Consider the following 18,094-nt stretch of genomic DNA (forward strand, 5'->3'; position numbering starts at 1 on the left):
GAATGCGCACAACCCTTCGGATACGTAGGGCCGCACTGGTGTTCACCGCGGTAGGCGCTCTCGCGCTGACCGGCTGCGGAGACGACAGCGGCGGAAAGGACAAGGCAGGTGACGGCTCCGGGAAGGACAAGGAGAGCCCGTCGAGCGTCACGCTGCCGAAGCTGAACGGCGAGAAGGTCTCGGTCGCCGCGGTCTGGACCGGACCGGAGCAGGCCAACTTCACCAAGGTGCTGGACGAGTTCGAGAAGCGCACGGGCGCGACGGTGACCTTCGTCCCGGCACAGGACCCGATCGTGAACTTCCTCGGTACGAAGATCGCGGGGGGCCAGCCGCCGGACGTCGCGATGATCCCGCAGGTCGGTGCGGTCCAGCAGGCCGTGGCGAAGAAGTGGGCCAAGCCGGTGGGCGCCGAGGCCAAGGCCCAGCTGTCCAAGAACTACGCGAAGGTCTGGCAGGACCTCGGCGCGGTGGACGGCACCCAGTACGGCGTCTACTTCAAGGCCGCCAACAAGTCCCTGATCTGGTACAACGCCAAGTCGTTCGAGAACGCGGGCGCGAGCGAGCCGAAGTCCTGGAAGGACTTCCTGGCCACCGCGGAGACCGTTTCCGCCTCCGGTGTCACCCCCGTCTCGGTGGGCGGCGCGGACGGCTGGACCCTCACCGACTGGTTCGAGAACGTCTACCTCTCCCAGGCGGGCCCGGAGAAGTACGACCAGCTCGCCAAGCACGAGATCAAGTGGACGGACCCGTCCGTGAAGGACGCGCTCACCACGCTGGCCGAGCTCTTCGGCAAGCCGAACCTGATCACGGGCGGCGCCGACGGCGCCCTCCAGACCGAGTTCCCGGCCTCCGTCACCCAGACGTTCACCGGTGGCGACCAGCCCAAGGGCGCCATGGTCTTCGAGGGCGACTTCGTCTCCGTCAACATCGCGCAGACCAAGGCCGAGATCGGTACGGACGCCAAGGTGTTCCCGTTCCCGGCGGTCGGCGCGGACTCCCCCGTGGTGACCGGTGGCGACGCGGCCGTGGCCCTGAAGGACAGCAAGGGCGCGCAGGCGCTGCTGACCTGGCTGGCCTCGACGGACGCGGCGCGGATCTGGGCCGAGGCGGGCGGGTTCATCTCCCCGAACAAGGGCCTGGACGCGGCCGCGTACCCCAACGAGGTGCAGCGCAAGATGGCCGAGGCACTGATCGCGGCCGGTGACGACGTCCGCTTCGACATGTCCGACCAGGCCCCGCAGTCGTTCGGCGGGACGCCCGGGAAGGGTGAGTGGAAGATCCTCCAGGACTTCCTGAAGAACCCGAAGGACATCGCGGGGACCCAGGCGAAACTGGAGTCCGACGCGGCCAAGGCGTACAAGAGCTGACGCGGTGACCACAGCCACCGCGGGGGGCGCCGGAGCGGCGCCCCCCGCCGACAAGAGTCCGAACACTTCCCCCCACGAACCGCGCCGGAGCGTGACCGGTACCCGCAGGCTCCTGGCCGCGGCGTTCCTGCTCCCCGCGCTGGTGCTGCTCGGCGCGCTGGTGGTCTATCCCATCGTGTACTCCGTCTACCGGTCGTTCTTCGACCAGGCGGGCACCGGGTTCGCCGGTATCGACAACTACAAGGCGCTGTTCTCGGACGGCACCATCCGCACGGCGGTGAAGAACAACGCGATCTGGGTCGTGCTCGCCCCCACGGTCTCCACCGCACTGGGCCTGATCTTCGCGGTGCTGACCGAGCGGATCCGCTGGGGCACGGCGTTCAAGCTGATCGTCTTCATGCCGATGGCGATCTCGATGCTCGCCGCGGGCATCATCTTCCGGCTGGTCTACGACCAGGCCCCGGAGCGCGGCGTCGCCAACGCCGTCTGGGTCGGTGTCCACGACACGTTCAACGAGTCGGCCGGCTTCCCCAAGGCGCATCCGCTGCCCGTGCATCCGCTGAAGGCGGGTGAGGCCGGGTCCTTCGTCACGAAGCAGACCGTGCGGGCGGGCGATCCGGTGATGCTGCCGCTGGTGGGCGTGGCCCCCGCGAAGATGCCCGGCGACGCGAAGCCCGCGAAGGCCCCCACGGCCTCCGGCGGGCAGATCACGGGCACCGCCTGGCTGGACTTCACCCGGGGCGGCGGCGGCAAGCCCAATGTCGTCGACCCCGAGGAGCTCGGCCTCAAGGGCATCAAGGTCGAGGCGGTCAAGGACGGCAAGGTCATCGCCTCCGCGACCGCCGGCGCGGACGGCGTGTTCACGCTGCCCGCCTCGGCCGACGGAGCCCAGCTCCGGCTCCCCGCCGACAACTTCAGGGAGCCGTACAACGGTGTCGACTGGCTCGGCCCGTCCCTGGTGACGCCCGGAATCATCGGCAGTTACGTATGGATGTGGGCCGGGTTCGCCATGGTGCTGATCGCCGCGGGTCTGGCCGGCCTGCCGCGCGAACTCCTCGAAGCGGCCCGCGTGGACGGCGCCAACGAGTGGCAGGTGTTCCGCCGGATCACGGTCCCGATGCTCGCACCGGTCCTCGCGGTGGTGCTCGTCACGCTGATGATCAACGTCCTGAAGGTCTTCGACCTGGTCTTCATCATCGCGCCGGGCTCCTCCCAGGACGACGCCAACGTACTGGCGCTCCAGCTGTACCGGTCCTCGTTCGGCACGGACGCGGACCTGGGCATCGGCAGCGCCATCGCGGTACTGCTGTTGCTGCTGGTCATCCCGGTGATGCTGTTCAACATCCGCCGGATACGGAAGGAGGGGCGCCGATGAGCGGGGCATCCACCGCCGCGAAGAAGAATCAGTCCCTCGGTGCGCGGCTGGCGACGCGCGCGGGCGGCGGCGTCATGCGGGTCTTCCTGCTGCTGGTCGCCCTGTTCTGGCTGATGCCGACGATCGGCCTGCTGCTCTCCTCGCTGCGCGGGGCGGACGACATCGCGGCGACCGGCTGGTGGAAGATCTTCACCGCGCCGTCCGAGCTGACCTTCGACAACTACCAGCGCCTGCTGGACAATTCGACGATCACCGACTCCCTGTTCAGCACGGTGATGATCACCGTGCCGTCCACCGTCCTGGTGGTGGTGATCGGCTCGCTCGCCGGATACGCCTTCGCCTGGATGGACTTCCCCGGCCGCGACTGGTGGTTCCTGCTGGTCGTCGGGCTGCTGGTGGTGCCCGTACAGGTCGCCCTGATCCCGGTGTCCGAGCTCTTCGGCACCATCGGGATCTTCGAGACGACCTTCGGCGTGATCCTGTTCCACACGGCCTTCGGCCTGCCGTTCGCGATCTTCCTCCTGCGGAACTTCTTCGCGGAGATCCCCCGCGAGCTCCTGGAGGCGGCACGGCTCGACGGGGCGGGTGAGATCCGGCTCTTCACCCGGGTCGTGATGCCGCTGGGCGGTCCGGCGATCGCCTCGCTCGGGATCTTCCAGTTCCTGTGGGTGTGGAACGACATGCTGGTCGCGCTGATCTTCGCGGACTCCGATTCGCCGCCGATCACCGTGGCGCTCCAGCAGCAGGTACGCCAGTTCGGCAACAACATCGACGTACTGGCGCCCGGCGCCTTCGTGTCGATGGTGATCCCGCTGGCCGTGTTCTTCGCCTTCCAGCGGCAGTTCGTCTCCGGCGTGATGGCGGGCGCCGTCAAGTAGCGCCGCACGCACTGCTGTACGTCAACCAGGAGCGGCCCGGTTCCCCGGAACCGGGCCGCTTCCGCGTGTTCTTTCCCTCGAATGCCACGTACGGCGTAACCCGGTCACTCCATCGGCCGTTTGCGGGCCACCCGCAGCCCGCGAACGACCCCTGGATGTGTAGTGCCCCGGTTCAGTGTCATCGTGCCCGCGTACCGGGTCCAGGCGTATCTGCACGAGTGCCTGGATTCCGTGCTGAGCCAGTCCTTCAAGGACTACGAGATCATCGTGGTCGACGACTGCTCGCCGGACCGCTGCGGCCCGATCGCCGACGAGTACGCCGGGCGGGACCACCGGGTCACCGCGCTCCATCTGCCCCGCAACATCGGACTCGGCCCGGCCCGCAACGCGGGAATCGCCCGCGCGAGCGGCGACTACCTGCTCTTCCTGGACGGCGACGACACCCTCGTACCGGAGTCCCTCCAGGCCGTCGCCGACCGGATCGACGCGACCGGCGGACCCGATGTGCTGGTCTACGACTACGCGCGGGTGTACTGGTCGGGCGAGCGGGTGCGCAACGCGTACGCCGCCCCGCTCGACGAGAACGGCCCCGACTCCTTCCGGCTCACCGACCGGCCCGAGCTGCTCAAGGTCCTGATGGTCGTCTGGAACAAGGCGTACCGCCGCGAGTTCATCGAGGCCGAGGGCTTCACCTTCCCGCCCGGCTACTACGAGGACACCCCCTGGACCTACCCGGTCCTGATGGCCGCCGGGTCGATCGCGGTCCTGGACCGGGTCTGCGTCTCCTACCGGCAGCGGCGCCGCGGCAACATCCTCTCCACCACCAGCGAGAAGCACTTCGACGTCTTCGACCAGTACGACCGCGTCTTCGCGTTCATCGACGCCCGCCCCGGGCTCGCCGCCTGGCGGCCGGTGCTGTACCGGCGGATGCTCGACCACTTCTCCACCCTGTTCACCTCTCCCGGGAGGCTGCCGCGCCGCAGCCGCGCCGCGTTCTTCCGCCGCGCCCACGCGCACTGCCGCCGCTACCGCACCCCCGGCGCCCGTGTCCCGTACCGCGCCCGGCTGCGGCACGGCCTGTTCCGCCTGGGCGCGCAGCGCACCTACCGGACCCTGTGGGCGGCGCAGCGGCTGCGCGGCAGGGCGCGGGAGGGCGCGGCGGCCGTGTTCCGGGCGGTGCGCGGGGCCGTGCTCCAGCTGCACTACCGCGTCCAGCTGCGGCTGCCGGTCCGGCCCCGGGACGCGGTGTTCGCCGCGTACTGGCACCGCGGCTACGCCTGCAATCCGGCGGCCGTCGAGGCGAAGGCCCGCGAGCTGGTGCCCGGACTGCGGACCGCCTGGATCTGCCGTCCCGCCGACGCCCACACCGTGCCGACCGCCACCCGCCGGCTCACCCCGGGCACCTTCGGCTACTGGACGGCGCTGGCCCGCTCCAAGTACCTGGTGAACAACGTCAACTTCGACCGGCGGCTCGTGAAGCGGCGCGGCCAGATCCTGGTGCAGACCCACCACGGGACCCCGCTGAAGACCATGGGCACCGATCTCCTGGACCGTCCGGCGGCGTCCCGCGACACGGACTTCGCGCAGCTGCTGCGCAACGTCGACAAGTGGGACTTCTCCCTGTCGGCGAACCCGCACTCCACCCTCGTGTGGGAGCGGACCTATCCGTCCGCGTACACGACGCTGGAGTACGGCTATCCGCGCAACGACGTCTACCACCGCACCTCCGCCGCCCAGGTGGCCCGGCTGCGCGAGTCGCTGTCCATCCCCGCCGGCAGCACGGCCCTGCTGTACGCCCCGACGCACCGCGACTACCGGCGCACCGAGCAGAGCGCACTCGACCTGGAGCGGTTCCTGAAGGTCCTCGGCCCGCGCTTCGTGATCCTGGCCCGCTCGCACTATCTGTACGGTCCCGCCCCGGCGGGCAGCCCTACGCCGCATCCGCGGATCATCGACGTCAGCGCCCATCCGTCCCTCGAAACGCTCGCCCTGGCCTCGGACGCGCTGATCACGGACTACTCGTCGCTGATGTTCGACTACGCCAACCTGGACCGTCCCATCGTCGTGCACCTCGACAACAGCGAGGCGTACGAGGCGGCCCGCGGCACCTACTTCGATCTGGCGGCCTTCCCGCCCGGCATCGTCGCCCGCGGTCAGGACGAGCTGTTCGGCGTCTTCGCCACGGACCAGTGGCGCGGCGCCCGCTCCGCGCGGCTGCGGGCGGCGTTCCGGGCGAGGTTCTGTCCGTACGACGACGGGTACGCCGCCGAGCGGGTGGTGCGCCGGGTCTTCCTGGGCGAGAGCGCCGGGCTCCCGCTGCCGGTACCGGTCAAGGAGCGGCGGCCCACGCTCCCGGCCGTGCCCGCGCAGGAGTCGGCCCGGCAGTACCTCAGCGGCTGACCGGGAAGCCCGCCGTCCGGACTTCCCGGTCCCCGCCGGGCCGCCGGGCCGGCGCTCACCGCGCGACGGCCCGACCCCGCGCGGGTCTCACCGTTCCAGGAACGCGAACAGCTCCTCCCAGCGCCGGAGGATCTCCGTCTCGGAGAACCGCTGCACATTGACCCGCGCCCGGTTCCCCATCGCGTCCCGCAGCCGGGGGTTCCCGGTCAGCCGCAGCAGCCGGTCGGCGAGTTCACCGCTGTCCCCGGCGGGGGCGAGCAGCCCGTCCTCCCCGTCCTTGACGATCTCGCGCACCCCGGGCGCGCAGTCGAACGCGGCACACGGCACCCCGCTCGCCATCGCCTCCAGCAGTGCCAGCGGGAAGCCTTCGCCGCGCGAGGACTGCACGAACACGGAGGCGTCGGCGAGGGCCTTCTCGACATCGTCCGTACGGCCCATCCAGTGCACGGAGCCGTCCAGCCCCAGCGCGGTGCACCGCGCCCTCATCTCCGCCTCGTCCTCGCCCGCGCCGTGGATCCGCAGCCGCCAGCCGGGGCGTTGCGGGGCGACCAGGGCCCAGGTGTCCAGGAGCAGGTCGATGCCCTTCTGGTCGCAGATCCTGCCGATGCTCGCCACGGTCCGCTCACTGCGCGGGGAGGGCACTTCGGGCAGCCGGGACAGGGCGTTGGGCATGAAGCCGACGTTGTTCATGCCGTCGCCCGCCCAGATGTCGGCGTCCTCCTCGGTGAGGACGAGCCAGTGGTCGAGGTCGCTGTAGTGGTTCTTGATCCACCGGTAGCGGTGGCTCGCGCGGGAGTAGTCGTAGGACTCGTGGCTCATCCCGATCACCCGCATCCCGGTGGTGTCGGCCTCACCGACCCATTCCATCGCCCACACCTGGGTGACGATCACCACGGCACCGGGCCGCGCGGCACGGAAGAGCTCCGAGAGCCGCCGCACCGCACGCCGCTTCCCGGCCGCCCGCGCCGCCTCCCGGCGCCGCGAGGGGATACGGAAGCGGTCCCGGACGCCCTCGGGCGCCCAGGGGGTCGGCGGATGGGCCGGGTACAGGGCGGTGACGGGGTGGCCCGGCGGGTCGGGCAGGGCCATCGTCAGGTCGGAGGCGTGGATGCCGATGGCGTGCACCCGGTGGCCCTGCCGGGTCAGGAGCCGGGCCGTCTGGTGCATCCAGCCGGTGACTCCGCCGAGTTCGTCGGTGCTGTTGGAGACGATGAAGACGTCGCGGTTCATCGGCCGGCCTCCTGGTGGCGGATGGTGTGCCGGGCGAACACGGTGCCGACGACCTGCCGGGCCGCGTCGCCCCGGTCGTAGCCGCCGAACTCGGCGGCGAAGGCGGCGCGGGCCGGGCCGGACTCCGTATCGGCCTCCTTCAGTTCCGCGAGCGCGGCGAACAGCTCCTCCTGCGTCCCGGTCACCGGCCCCGGCGCCTTCTTCCGCAGGTCGAAGTAGCTGCCCCGGGTCGCCGTGTACGTATCGAGGTCGGGGGCGAACAGGACGATGGGCCGGTCGAGCAGGGCGAAGTCGAACATGATCGACGAGTAGTCGGTGATCAGTACGTCGGCGAGCGTGAGGAGTTCGCCGACATCGTGATGGTGCGAGACGTCCAGGACGGTGCCGGGCGGGCAGGCGGGCAGCTTCGCCTCCTCCAGGTAGTGCGCGCGCACGAGCAGCGTGTACTCGTCGCCGAAGCGCTCGGCGAACCGCGCGATGTCCAGCGGCAGACGGCGCTTGCGGTACTTCCCGGGGCCGCCCCGGAAGGTGGGCGCGTACAGGACGGTCCTGCGGTGGTCGGGCAGTCCGAGGGCTTCGGCGAGCGGCCCGCGCGGCAGCCGGCCCTCCGCCTCGTCGCGCGCCCGTTCCGCGAACAGGACGTCGTTGCGCGGGTAGCCGGTCCGCAGCAGCCGCTCCTCGGGGATCCGGTAGGCGTGGGCGAGGGTGCGCACATCGTGCTCGGAGCGGACGAGGAAGTGGTCGAAGCGGTGCACGGCCTCCTGGAGCCGGTGGCGCTGCGGGGCGTTCTGCATCCGCACCCGGGTCTCGTCGAAGCCCATGCGCTTGTACGCGGACCCGTGCCAGGTCTGGAGGTACGTGGTGCGGGCGGGCTTGCGCAGGTGCTGCGGGAAGCCCTGGTTGTCGACCCAGTACTCCGCGCGGGCGAGCGCCCACAGGTACCGCCACGACCAGCGGCGCACTAGCCGCGCGTCGCCGGGGAAACCCGTCGGGGTGTTCTCGTACGACCAGACGGGGCGCAGCCGCAGCCCCTGCCGGCGGATCTCCTCGTGGACGGCGCGCGGGCTGTCGCCGTAGCACTTGCCCATGTGGCTCTCGAAGACGACGGAGCCCCTGCGCATCGGGAGACGGCAGAGCCAGGTGTTGTAGAAGGGGGCCTTGAATCCCCGGGAGCGGTAGCGCTCCAGCCGCCCGCGCAGGGCGCGCCGAAGGAGCTTGACCCGGCGGGCGGGGCGGAAGTGGGTGGCGTAGTGGACCAGGTGCCGCGTCACCCGGGCGGGGCGGCGGCGGGCCAGGAGCCGGAGCGCCAGGTGGTCCTTGACCGTGACATAGGGCTGCCAGGTCTCCCCGGCGAGCGGGCCCAGCCGGGGGCGGGCGCGGAACCGCACCGGGCCGTCCGCACCGGCCCCGCCGTCCGTGAGGTCCTGCGGCGCGAAGAGATCACTGACGCACCGGGTGCCGCCGGCCTCCACGGTCATCCGCGCGTCCCACACCGTGTCGCGCCCGCCGACCGGCCGCAGGACCCGGGTGAGGTCGGCCCGGGTCCGCCAGGCGATCCCGGTGGGCCCGCGCCGCAGCTCGTCCACCGGAAGGGTGAAGGCGCGGGTGCCGCCCCGGACCCGGAACTCCAGCCGGGCGGTGAGGGGCCGCGCCGGATCGGGACCGGTGTGCGAGGGCAGGACGAGGTGCCCCTCCAGCAGCAGCCGGCCCGCGTCGCCGGTGCAGCGGGTGAGCCGGTTCATCAGCCGGATCTCGCCGAACTCCCGGTACTGGTGGCCCAGTTCGCCGACGTCGACCCGGGTGGGCCCGTGTCCTCCCCCGCCCGGGATCTCCCAGTACACCCGTCCGTCCTCACCCGCGGCGAGCGGGGCCGCGACGGTGCCGGGCCTGCTCAGCGCGTACGCCGCCGCGAGGAGCCCGTCCGCGTCGCCGCGCGCCAGCAGCTGGACGGCGACCCGTTCGAGGGGCGGCAGGTCCGGGGGGACGGGGCCGCCGAGCGCGCCGGCGGCGGCCGCGGCGGCCCGAGCCCGCTCGGCGGCCGGCAGCCGCGGGAACGTCCGGGCCAGCGGCACCAGATGGTCCCGTGCGAAGGCCCGCTCCCGCTCGGACCGCAGCCCGTGCAGGCCCTGCGCCACCAGCACGTCCACGGCCCTGCGGTGCGCCTCGGCCAGCGCGGCGATGTCCCGGCCCCGGTCGGGCACCGCGCGCCCGGACACGATCAGCCGGCGGACCAGGGCGATCCGGCCGACCGCCGCGGCGGCCACGGGGCCGAAGAGGATCTCGCTGTGGCCCAGGTCCTCCGCGTAGCGCAGACCGTGCCGCTCCACGGCCTCGCGGCGCAGGCAGAACCCGGTCACCAGGGCGTCCCTGACCGCCAGTTCGGGCGCCTCGGTCCAGCGGCCGACGGTACGCGAGCGCGCGTACAACTGCTCCTGCCAGGGCGGCTCCTGCTCCTTGCCGCCCTCCGCGGTCACCCGGCTCCAGCGCCCGGCGACCAGATCGGCGCGGGTGCGCTCGCCGGCCTCCCACAGGTTGCGGCAGGCGTGCCGCTGGAGGCGTTCGCCGGTGCCGAGCACCAGGACGTAGCGGCCGGTGGCGGCGTCCAGACCGGCGTTGCGCAGCGCCGCGGTGGAACGTGCCTCCGGACCCGCGACGATCACCCGGACCCGGTCCGGGGCGCTCCCGGCCAGCGCGCGGGCAGTGGCGCGGGAGGCGGGGTCGCCCTGCGCGGCGAGGACCACGACGGCCTCGCCGGCGCGCAGGGACTGGCCGAGCACGGACTCCACGGAGGTGCGCAGCGCGGCCTCTCCGCCGCCCTCGGTGACGACACAGCTGAAGTCGCTCACGCGTGCTCCTCCTTGAGCATCAGATCGGCGACCCGCGCCGCCGCGGTGCCGTCGTCGAGGTCGCAGAACGCCTCGCGGAAGCGGGCGTACGCCCCCCGGTGGGCCGCCGTGGCGGTCCCGGGGTCGCGCAGGGCCGCGACGACACCGGCCGAGGTGGGGATCAGCGGGCCCGGCGCCCGGCTCTCGAAGTCGAAGCAGAAGCCGCGCAGGGTGTCGCGGTAGTGCTCCAGGTCGTAGGTGTGGAAGAGCATCGGGCGGCCGGTGCGCGCGAAGTCGAACATCAGGGAGGAGTAGTCGGTGACCAGGCAGTCGCTGATCAGCAGCAGCTCCGTGACGTCCGGGTAGCGCGAGACATCGCGGACGAAGTCGCTCTGCGGGATGCTGCCGCCGACGAGGTAGTGGCGCCGCACCAGCAGGACATGGTCGTCGCCGAGCGCCTCCCGCGCCCGGCGCAGGTCGAGCTGGAGGTCGAGCCCGTAGCGGCCGCCCTGCCGGGGGCGGTCCTCGCGCCAGGTGGGCGCGTACAGGATGACGCGCTTGTGGTCGGGGATCGCGAGGCCCTCCCGGACGGCGGCGGCCACCTTCGCCCGGTCGGGGGCGTGCAGGAGGTCGTTGCGCGGGTAGCCGCACTCCAGGACCTCCCCGGTGTGGCCGAAGGCGCGGCGCAGGATGGGCGTGGAGAAGCTGTTCGGCGAGATCAGCACGCTCCACTGCGCCGCGCGCGCGGGCATCGAGGCCATATAGGCCGTATCGGCGTTCGGGGTGCCCGCGAGGTCGCGGCCGATCCGCTTGAGCGGGGTGCCGTGCCAGGTCTGGACGACGTACTGGCCCTCGGCCCGCTCGAACCACTCGGGCAGCTGTGTGTTGGTGACGATCCAGCGGCTGCGGGCCAGGGCCTCGTACCACTCGGCGCTGTGCAGGGCCACGGCGCGGACCCCGGCGGGTACGGCGGTCTGCTGGTCGCGCACCACCCACAGGTGTTCGATGCCGGGGTCGCGCCCGGCCAGCTCCTGGTGGATCGCCCGGGGCGAGTCGGAGTACTGGCGCCCGTCGAAGCTGGAGTACAGCACCGTGCGGAGCAGGTCCGCGCCCCCGGTGCGCAGCGCCGCGTACCGCTCGCGCCGGCGGCGCTGCCCGTACGCCCCGCGCTCGGTGACGGGCAGGGCGCTGCCGGACTCCAGGACGAGCCGGTCGTGGAAGCGCCGCTGGAGGGTGAAGCGCCGTCCGCCCGCCTCCCGGTGGAGCGGAAGGTCCGCGTGCAGCGGGGTCCGCAGCCGGAGCGGACGGTACTGCTCCGGGTCGCTCTCCCCCCGCTCGCGCAGGAAGAGGTGCCAGCGCCCCTCCGCGAGCGGCAGCGTGCCGCCCGGCCCCTCGACGGCGGCGGGCGCCAGCACGGCACGGAACGCGGCGGACCCGGCCCCGGCGCCCGCGGCCCCGCCGTCGGCGGCCGCGGCGTCCGCCGCCGCACCGGTCACCACCGCGAGGGAGGCCTCCTCGTGGTGGCCGCCGTGCCGCAGGACCAGCTCGTGGGAGCGGCCGGGCGTCACCGGGTACTCGCCCGTGATGACGATCCCCCCGGTCCCGGTCCGGCCGAGCGAGGTGATGACGGGCTGCACGGCCCGGTCGGTGAGCACCAGGTCGCCGGACGGGTTGGCGGCGGCGTACAGCTCACGGCCGCCGGCCAGCGGATACCGTCCCGCCGCGCCGTCCGGCCGGGCGGCGACCGTCAGCCTGCGCTTGCCGCCCACGAGTTGAACGCCCCATACGTCGTCGCAGCCGCGGAAGGCGCTGAGCGGGATGTCGGCGACGCGGGAGCCCGCCGATCCCCGCAGGGGGAACTCCCGGGTCTCCTTGGTGCGCCACTCCTGGATCCGCAGCGCGGCCGGCCCGTCGTCCACGAGGACCTTCACCTCCAGCCGCACCGCGCCGCCGGACGCACTCTGCGCGGTGAGGAGGGCATCGACGCGCTCGGTCCGCAGCTCCAGCTTGTTGCCCGACAGGACGGGGACGATCCGGGTGCGCTCGTCGGTATGCACGACGGCCGGCGGGGCGGGGCTGCCGAGCAGCCGCATGGGGCCGCGGCGCGGCCGTCCGCCGCCGAGGACGACGGACTCCAGCTTCCATGTGGTGCGGCCACCTCGGCCCGGCCCCCTGGCGGCGAGCCTGCGCGGGTCGACGACGGCCTCGAACCCGGACCGCTCGTAGCGGTGCAGCGAGCGCCCCGACCGGGCGGCGGCCTCGTCCGTGGGCAGGGACCGCACCCGCAGCGGGATCAGCCGCCGCCCCGACCGGAGCCAGCCGGCCCCGGCCGACCTGCCCGGCGCGTTGCGGACGTACGCGTACCCCGTGAGGTGCAGCAGCCCGTCCCGCCACACGGCCTCGGTGAGATGGGCGTGCACCGGGAGGTCCGCGCCGGACAGCGCGGTGACGGCGGGCGGCAACGGCCCCTGGACGGCCGGGTACTGGGCGCGGGGCCGCAGGAGACCTCGGACGTGGAAGGTGTCGCGGTCGGTCTTCTCGTCGGCGAGGAGGGCGAGGAGCTCCACCGTGCGGCGTTCGCGGATGAGCTGCCACTTGACCCGCAGATGGAGCGGCAGCCCGTCCAGGACGGCCGGTTCGACGGTGGCGGCGAAGGCGTTGGCGTGCGCGAGGAAGGCTTCGTGGAACTCGGTGTCGCCCTCGGGGAGCGCTTCGATGAACAGCCACAGATCGCCGGAGAGGGCGTGCGCGTCGTACCTCCGCTTGGCATCGGACAGCCCCCGCTCCGCGAGGAAGCGGCTGACGGTGGTCACGGCCGTGACCCGGTCGCGGATGCCCTTGGCCACCGCGCGCCGGGTGGTGATCGAGCCGTCGCGGTCCCGCCAGTGGTAGACGGGCTCCTCGACGACATCGACCGAACGGGCCAGGAAGTGGGCGGGCAGGACGACGGCGATGTCCTCGTACAGCACACCGGTCGGGAAGGCGAAGGCGTGCTCGTCCCAGAAGGACCTGCGGAAGACCTTGTTGCAGGCGATCCGGTCGCCGAGCAGGATCCAGTCCCGGGTCACATGGGTGGCCGAACGGGCCTTCTCCATCGGCCTGCGGAACATCGGGGACTGTTCGAGCACCCCGTTCGCGCGCAGCCTGAGAACGTTGCCGGTCGCGAAGTCCGAGCCGGACCGGGCGAGTTCGGCGGTCATCCGCTCGTAGGCGCCGGGCGGTACGACATCGTCGCTGTCGGCGAACGTCAGGTACTCCGCGTCCGGATGGGCCTCACGGACCCCCGCGTTACGGGCGGCGCCGAGCCCGGCGTTCTCCTGCCGGACGAGTCTGAAGCGCCGGTCGCGTTCGGCGAACTCCCCCGCGATGCCCGCGCTGTTGTCGGTGGATCCGTCGTCGACCATGACGACTTCCAGGTCCGCCATGGTCTGTGCGGCGAGCGAGGTCAGGCAGGCACCGAGATACTCCTCGACGTTGTAAAGGGGGACGACGACGGTGAGACGGGGTGCCATCGCTGCGCACGATCCTTCCGGTCGGACGACATCAACTGGTCTACGGGGTAACAACCTTCGGCGCCGGGACCGGTCACCCGATGGGAGCCATTCGAGTGACCCGGGACGCGGGCGAGCCCCGCACCGGGTACGGAACGGGGCTCGTGTCGGCGGTGCCGGCCGTTCCGGGGGTGCCGGGCGACCTCGCCTGCGGGGAATCCGTCAGGTGCCGCCGCTCAGGGCTTGACGGCGATCCGGCCCTCGTCCATGCGCAGCAGCAACAGCCGCTCGCCGGTCTTCTCCAGGAACTCGTCGACGGCCTGCCGCGACCCCTGCCAGTACCCGTAGTCGTCGATCAGCAGCACTCCCCCGCTCACCAGCCGTGAGTAGAGGTGCTCCAGCTCGTGCCTGGTGGAGGCGTACCAGTCGGTGTCGAGGCGCAGGATCGAGATCTGCTCCGGGGCGTTCGCCGGGAGGGTGTCCTCGACCCTGCCCCGCACATAGTGGATACGGTTCTTCGGGTACGGGACGGTCCCGAAGCCCGCCATGACGTCCTCCAGCGAGGCCACCGCCCAGATCGGCCGGTCCTTGCCCTGGGCGTCGAGCAGCTCCTGCGCCGACCTGCCATCGCGCCGCAGGTCCTCCGCCGTGGGCGGGGTCATGCCCTCGAACGTGTCGAAGAGGTACAGCTCGCGCTCGGTCTCGCCGAGCGACATCAGGGTCTTGGCGCAGGCCTGCATGGAACCGCCGCGCCACACACCGCACTCGACGATGTCGCCGGGGATGTCGTGCCGGACGATGTGCCGGGTCGCCAGGATGAAGGCGTTGAGCCGCTCGGGAGACGTCATCGAGTACGGCTTGACCGCACGGATGATCTCCTTCGCCTCGTCGTCGTAGTCCGCCGGGTACTGCGCGCCCGCCTTCGGCTTCGGCTTGGGCTTCGCCTCCGCCGCCGGCCCGGGGGCCCGCTCCGTACGGGCCGCGACGGGTTCGGGGGCGGGTTCCGCCGGGGCGGTACGGGCGGCGGGCACCGTCACGCGCCTGAGCTGATATCCGGTGAGCTGCTGAAGGACGCCGTTGACGGCGTTGCGCCAAGCCATGCCCCGGGACAGTACGCGCGATTTGCGGCACATGTCATCTTTCGTCAACCTGCCATTGATTCGCCCCTGTTGCCCCATGGTCAGGAACCGGCCCCGGCCTGCGCGGGAGCGTCCCCGGGCGCCGTCGGCGCCGGTACGCCTCCGGGGGCCGCGGCCGGGGACTCCCCGGGCACCGGAGCGGGGACCTCCTCGGGACGGCCGCACCGCTCGCGCCCCTCCAGGGTCCGGGGCAGCGGAACGCCCTCGACCCCGCCGACCCGGTTCGCCCACCAGACGGCCAGCTCCCGTACGGCGAACATGGTCAGCCGGGGATAGCGCCGCGGCTTGCGGAAGACGCCGACGGAGTCGCCCCAGTAGGCGGCCTTCCCGTCGATCGCCCGGTAGTCGTGCCAGATGCCCTTCACCGGCGGGAAGTCCGTGTACGCCTCGCGGAGTTCGAGCCGGGAGTGGGCGGCCAGGGCACGGAACCCGTCGGGGTAGTAGCGCCAGCAGTCCTGGGCGTCGTGGACGTGCCCGCGCGAGGGGGCGGTGATGAAGGCGTGCCCGCCGGGCTTCAGGACCCTGGCGATCTCCAGCATCGTCGCCCAGAAGAACGGGATGTGCTCGAAGGCCTGCCCGGACAGCACGACATCGGCGCTGCCGGACTTGGCGGGGATGCGGTACGGCCGGGTCATCACGGCGTCGACGTTGGGTCCGTCGAGCACATCGACCCCGAAGTAGTCGATGTCGTGCCCGGCGAGCAGCCCCTTGTGGGTACGGGTCTGCCGCCCGGAGACGCGCGAGCCCAGGTCGACGACGCGGTGCCTGGTCGAGGTGGGCAGATACTCCTCGATGCAGAGTGCCATCTGCTCGTAGGCGGACCGGTGCATGGACGTTCTCCCAACATTGCCGTGTGCGCGAGCTGTTGAGGACAACGACGGGGCCGGGCAGAGGGGTCGCACCGGCCGCGGACACTGCGCCGTTCGAGTGGCGCGCCCATTCACCTTGCCCACTCACCTTGCCCGCTCACCTTGCCCGCTCACCGTGCCCGCTCACCTTGCCCGGCGCGGGCGTTCACCCGGTGCGGCGCGGCCTTCCCCGTACCGCCCGGCCCCTCACCCCGTGCCGAAGAACCGCCGCACGACACGTTCCGCCGCGTGCCCGTCGTCGTAGGGACAGAACCGCTCCCGGAACGCGGTACGCAGGGCGGCCGTCCGAGGGGAGCACCACTCGCCCGACCGCACCACCTCCAGCAGTTCGTCCTGGGTCGTGGCGACGGCCCCCGGGGTGTCGCCGGGGAGCCCGGAGAGCAGGTCGAAGTACGTTCCGCGCGAGGCCCGGTAGGCACCCCAGTCGGGGGCGTAGCTGATGATCGGGCGGTCCAGGCAGGCGTAGTCGAACATCAGGGAGGAGTAGTCGGTGATCAACGCGTCGGCCGCCAGGCAGAGTTCCTCGACGCTCGGGTGGCCCGTGACGTCGATGGCGCGGCCGGATCCTTCGAGCCCGGCCGACCGCCCGTAGAAATAGTGGGCCCGCACCAGCACCACGTACCGGGGCCCCAGTTCACGGGTGAACCGGTCCAGGTCGAGCCGCGGGACGAAGCCCTTGCGGTAGTCGCGGTGGGTCGGGGCGTACAGCAGGGCGGTCTGCCCGGGGGCGATGCCGAGGTCCGCGCGCAGCGTCGCGACCCGTTCCCCGGTCGCGGTGAAGAAGATGTCGTTGCGCGGCTGGCCGAGGTCGAGGTGCTCGTACGAGGACGGGTAGACCCGGTCCCAGATCTCGGTGGTGTGCGGGTTGGCGGAGAGGCTGAAGTCCCACTGGTCGGCGTGGGCGAGGATCTTCTCGAAGCTGATGCCGTTGGTCAGGGCCGGGTAGCTCCGCTGGTCCAGGCCCATGGTCTTCAGCGGGGTCCCGTGGTGGGTCTGGAGGTAGCGCTGTCCGGGGCGTTTGGTGAAGCCGCCGGGGAAGCTGGAGTTGTTGATGAGGTACGTCGCGGTGGCCATGGCCCGCCAGTAGGCGCGCGAGCCCTCGATGACGTACTCGATGTCCGGGGGGACGCGGTCGCGGTACCGGGAGGAGACCACCCAGAGGCCGCGGATGTGCGGGGCGAGCGCACGGGCCTCGGCGTGGATGGCGGCCGGGTTGCAGGCGACGCCCCGGTTCCAGTAGGCCCCGTACACGGCGAGGTCCGGGTCCAGCGGCCGGTGCAGGTCGGCACGGTAGGCGGCCCTCATGACCCGGGTGCGCAGCGCCTTCCTGCTCCGCGCCGACGCGTCCCGGGTCCGGGCGCGGCCGGTCCGGGCGGCCTGCCGGGCGCGGTGGGCGGCGTATCCGCCCGGCAGCCCGGCGGCCCGGAAGAAGGCCGCCCGGTCGCCGGGCCGGATCCGGCCCGGGTCGGCCAGGACGGCAAGCAGATGCGCGGTACGGAGGGGGTGGACGCGGGGGTCGTCGCCGGTCTCGGCGAGGAGGCGGGTGTAGGCGTCGATGACCGCGAAGTGCGCGCGGCCCGGCGTGGTGGCGAACGTTCCGGCGCGGCGCAGGCGGTGGCGGACGCAGAGCCGGTCGAGCCGGTCCAGCGTGCCGGAGCCGGCGGCGAGCAGACGGGCGCGGTGGACGGGGAGAACGTCCTCGTAGGGACCGTCGGGGAAGCGGAGCCGGTGGGCCGTCCAGAACGCGCGGCGGAAGAGCTGGGCACCGGGGGCGGGCGCCTCGTCCGGCGGCCGGACATCCCCCCACCAGTCGACACGGTCATGGCCGAGGCACAGGACATCCGGCCCGTGCGCGTCCGGCTGGTGCGCGTGCGGTCCTTGTGCGTCCGGCAGGTGTGCAGCCGTCCGGTCCTCGTCCGACCCGCCCCCGGCCCCGTCCCACCGTTCCCCTTCCGGCCGGTGCGCGTCCGGCCCGTCCGCGTCCCACCGTTTCCAGCCCGGCCCGTGCGCGTCCGGCCCGTGCGCGTCCAGCCGTTCCGCCATCGCCTCCAGCGCGCCCGGCAGCAACAGATCCTCGGGGTCCAGGAAGAGGAGATACCGGCCCCGCGCCACGGCCGCCCCGGCATTACGGGCCGCACCGGTACCGGGGGTGGAGGCCGACGCCGTACCCGGTCCGTCTCCCCGGCGCCCGTCTCCCCGCCGCTCGTCTCCCCGGCGCCCGTCTCCCCGGCGCCCGTCCGGCGGTGCCAGCACCCGTACCCGGGGATCGCGTCGCGCGTACTCGGCGGCGATGGCCGCGCCGCCGTCCGCCGAACCGTCATCGATGACGATCAGCTCCCACGCGCACGCCCCCGCACCCGCCACCTGCCCGCACACGGAGTCCAGGGCCGCCCTCAGATATCCCTGGGAACGGTGAAGGGCCACGACGACACTGAGCAGCATGGCAGCCGAGCGTAATCGCGCCCGTACGCACGGCGGTCACCCCATTCACCCGTTCGGGGCAGCGCCGGTGACCCGGTG

At 72.5% G+C, this 18,094-nt stretch carries 10 protein-coding genes and 1 pseudogene; 4 read left to right on the top strand and 7 right to left on the bottom strand.

The window, feature by feature from the left end:
* Nucleotides 1-2: 2 nt before the first annotated feature.
* From ACIGJO_RS34285 to ACIGJO_RS34300, 4 genes are all read left to right on the top strand, one after another.
* Nucleotides 3-1,367, top strand: coding sequence for an ABC transporter substrate-binding protein (locus ACIGJO_RS34285; protein WP_399965052.1), 1,365 nt, complete (start codon nucleotides 3-5; stop codon nucleotides 1,365-1,367).
* A 4-nt stretch (nucleotides 1,368-1,371) separates the two neighbouring features.
* Nucleotides 1,372-2,742, top strand: a complete 1,371-nt coding sequence (locus ACIGJO_RS34290; RefSeq protein ID WP_399965054.1) for a carbohydrate ABC transporter permease — start codon at nucleotides 1,372-1,374, stop codon at nucleotides 2,740-2,742.
* Nucleotides 2,739-3,620, top strand: coding sequence for a carbohydrate ABC transporter permease (locus ACIGJO_RS34295; RefSeq protein WP_399965057.1), 882 nt, complete (start codon nucleotides 2,739-2,741; stop codon nucleotides 3,618-3,620). Before ACIGJO_RS34290 ends, ACIGJO_RS34295 begins: the two co-directional genes overlap by 4 nt.
* A gap of 162 nt (nucleotides 3,621-3,782) precedes the next feature.
* Nucleotides 3,783-6,020, top strand: coding sequence for a CDP-glycerol glycerophosphotransferase family protein (locus ACIGJO_RS34300; protein WP_399965059.1), 2,238 nt, complete (start codon nucleotides 3,783-3,785; stop codon nucleotides 6,018-6,020).
* 87 nt (nucleotides 6,021-6,107) lie between these two features.
* On the opposite strand, the gene ACIGJO_RS34305 is transcribed toward ACIGJO_RS34300, so the two are convergent.
* The 7 genes and pseudogenes from ACIGJO_RS34305 to ACIGJO_RS34335 all read right to left on the bottom strand — a co-directional run.
* A complete protein-coding gene (locus tag ACIGJO_RS34305; protein ID WP_399965061.1) occupies nucleotides 6,108-7,250 on the bottom strand; it encodes a glycosyltransferase in 1,143 nt (380 codons plus the stop codon).
* A complete protein-coding gene (locus ACIGJO_RS34310) occupies nucleotides 7,247-10,096 on the bottom strand; it encodes a CDP-glycerol glycerophosphotransferase family protein (RefSeq protein ID WP_399965063.1) in 2,850 nt (949 codons plus the stop codon). Before ACIGJO_RS34310 ends, ACIGJO_RS34305 begins: the two co-directional genes overlap by 4 nt.
* Nucleotides 10,093-13,587 (bottom strand): CDP-glycerol glycerophosphotransferase family protein, encoded by a 3,495-nt coding sequence (locus ACIGJO_RS34315; RefSeq protein WP_399965065.1) that lies wholly within the window; start codon nucleotides 13,585-13,587, stop codon nucleotides 10,093-10,095. Before ACIGJO_RS34315 ends, ACIGJO_RS34310 begins: the two co-directional genes overlap by 4 nt.
* Nucleotides 13,588-13,802: 215 nt before the next feature.
* On the bottom strand, nucleotides 13,803-14,699 hold the full coding sequence (locus ACIGJO_RS34320; RefSeq protein ID WP_399965067.1) for a TylF/MycF/NovP-related O-methyltransferase: 897 nt from the start codon (nucleotides 14,697-14,699) through the stop codon (nucleotides 13,803-13,805).
* A gap of 47 nt (nucleotides 14,700-14,746) precedes the next feature.
* A complete protein-coding gene (locus tag ACIGJO_RS34325) occupies nucleotides 14,747-15,535 on the bottom strand; it encodes a methyltransferase domain-containing protein (protein ID WP_399965069.1) in 789 nt (262 codons plus the stop codon).
* Between the two features lie 225 nt (nucleotides 15,536-15,760).
* A complete protein-coding gene (locus tag ACIGJO_RS34330; protein WP_399965113.1) occupies nucleotides 15,761-16,879 on the bottom strand; it encodes a CDP-glycerol glycerophosphotransferase family protein in 1,119 nt (372 codons plus the stop codon).
* Nucleotides 16,880-17,533: 654 nt separating this feature from the next.
* Nucleotides 17,534-18,016 (bottom strand): annotated as a pseudogene (locus tag ACIGJO_RS34335) (glycosyltransferase family 2 protein); the annotation flags it as partial.
* Nucleotides 18,017-18,094: the final 78 nt, after the last annotated feature.

This window comes from Streptomyces sp. NPDC079020 (assembly GCF_044542225.1).
In the GTDB taxonomy this organism is placed as follows: Bacteria; Actinomycetota; Actinomycetes; order Streptomycetales; family Streptomycetaceae; genus Streptomyces.

What these genes read in the sequence shown, in the direction of transcription:
- ACIGJO_RS34305 (WP_399965061.1), bottom strand. Translation starts at nt 7,250, where the DNA reads ATGAACCGCGACGTCTTCATCGTCTCCAACAGCACCGACGAACTCGGC.
- ACIGJO_RS34315 (WP_399965065.1), bottom strand. Translation starts at nt 13,587, where the DNA reads ATGGCACCCCGTCTCACCGTCGTCGTCCCCCTTTACAACGTCGAGGAG.
- ACIGJO_RS34325 (WP_399965069.1), bottom strand. Translation starts at nt 15,535, where the DNA reads ATGCACCGGTCCGCCTACGAGCAGATGGCACTCTGCATCGAGGAGTAT.
- ACIGJO_RS34285 (WP_399965052.1), top strand. Translation starts at nt 3, where the DNA reads ATGCGCACAACCCTTCGGATACGTAGGGCCGCACTGGTGTTCACCGCG.
- ACIGJO_RS34320 (WP_399965067.1), bottom strand. Translation starts at nt 14,699, where the DNA reads ATGTGCCGCAAATCGCGCGTACTGTCCCGGGGCATGGCTTGGCGCAAC.
- ACIGJO_RS34330 (WP_399965113.1), bottom strand. Translation starts at nt 16,879, where the DNA reads ATGAGGGCCGCCTACCGTGCCGACCTGCACCGGCCGCTGGACCCGGAC.
- ACIGJO_RS34295 (WP_399965057.1), top strand. Translation starts at nt 2,739, where the DNA reads ATGAGCGGGGCATCCACCGCCGCGAAGAAGAATCAGTCCCTCGGTGCG.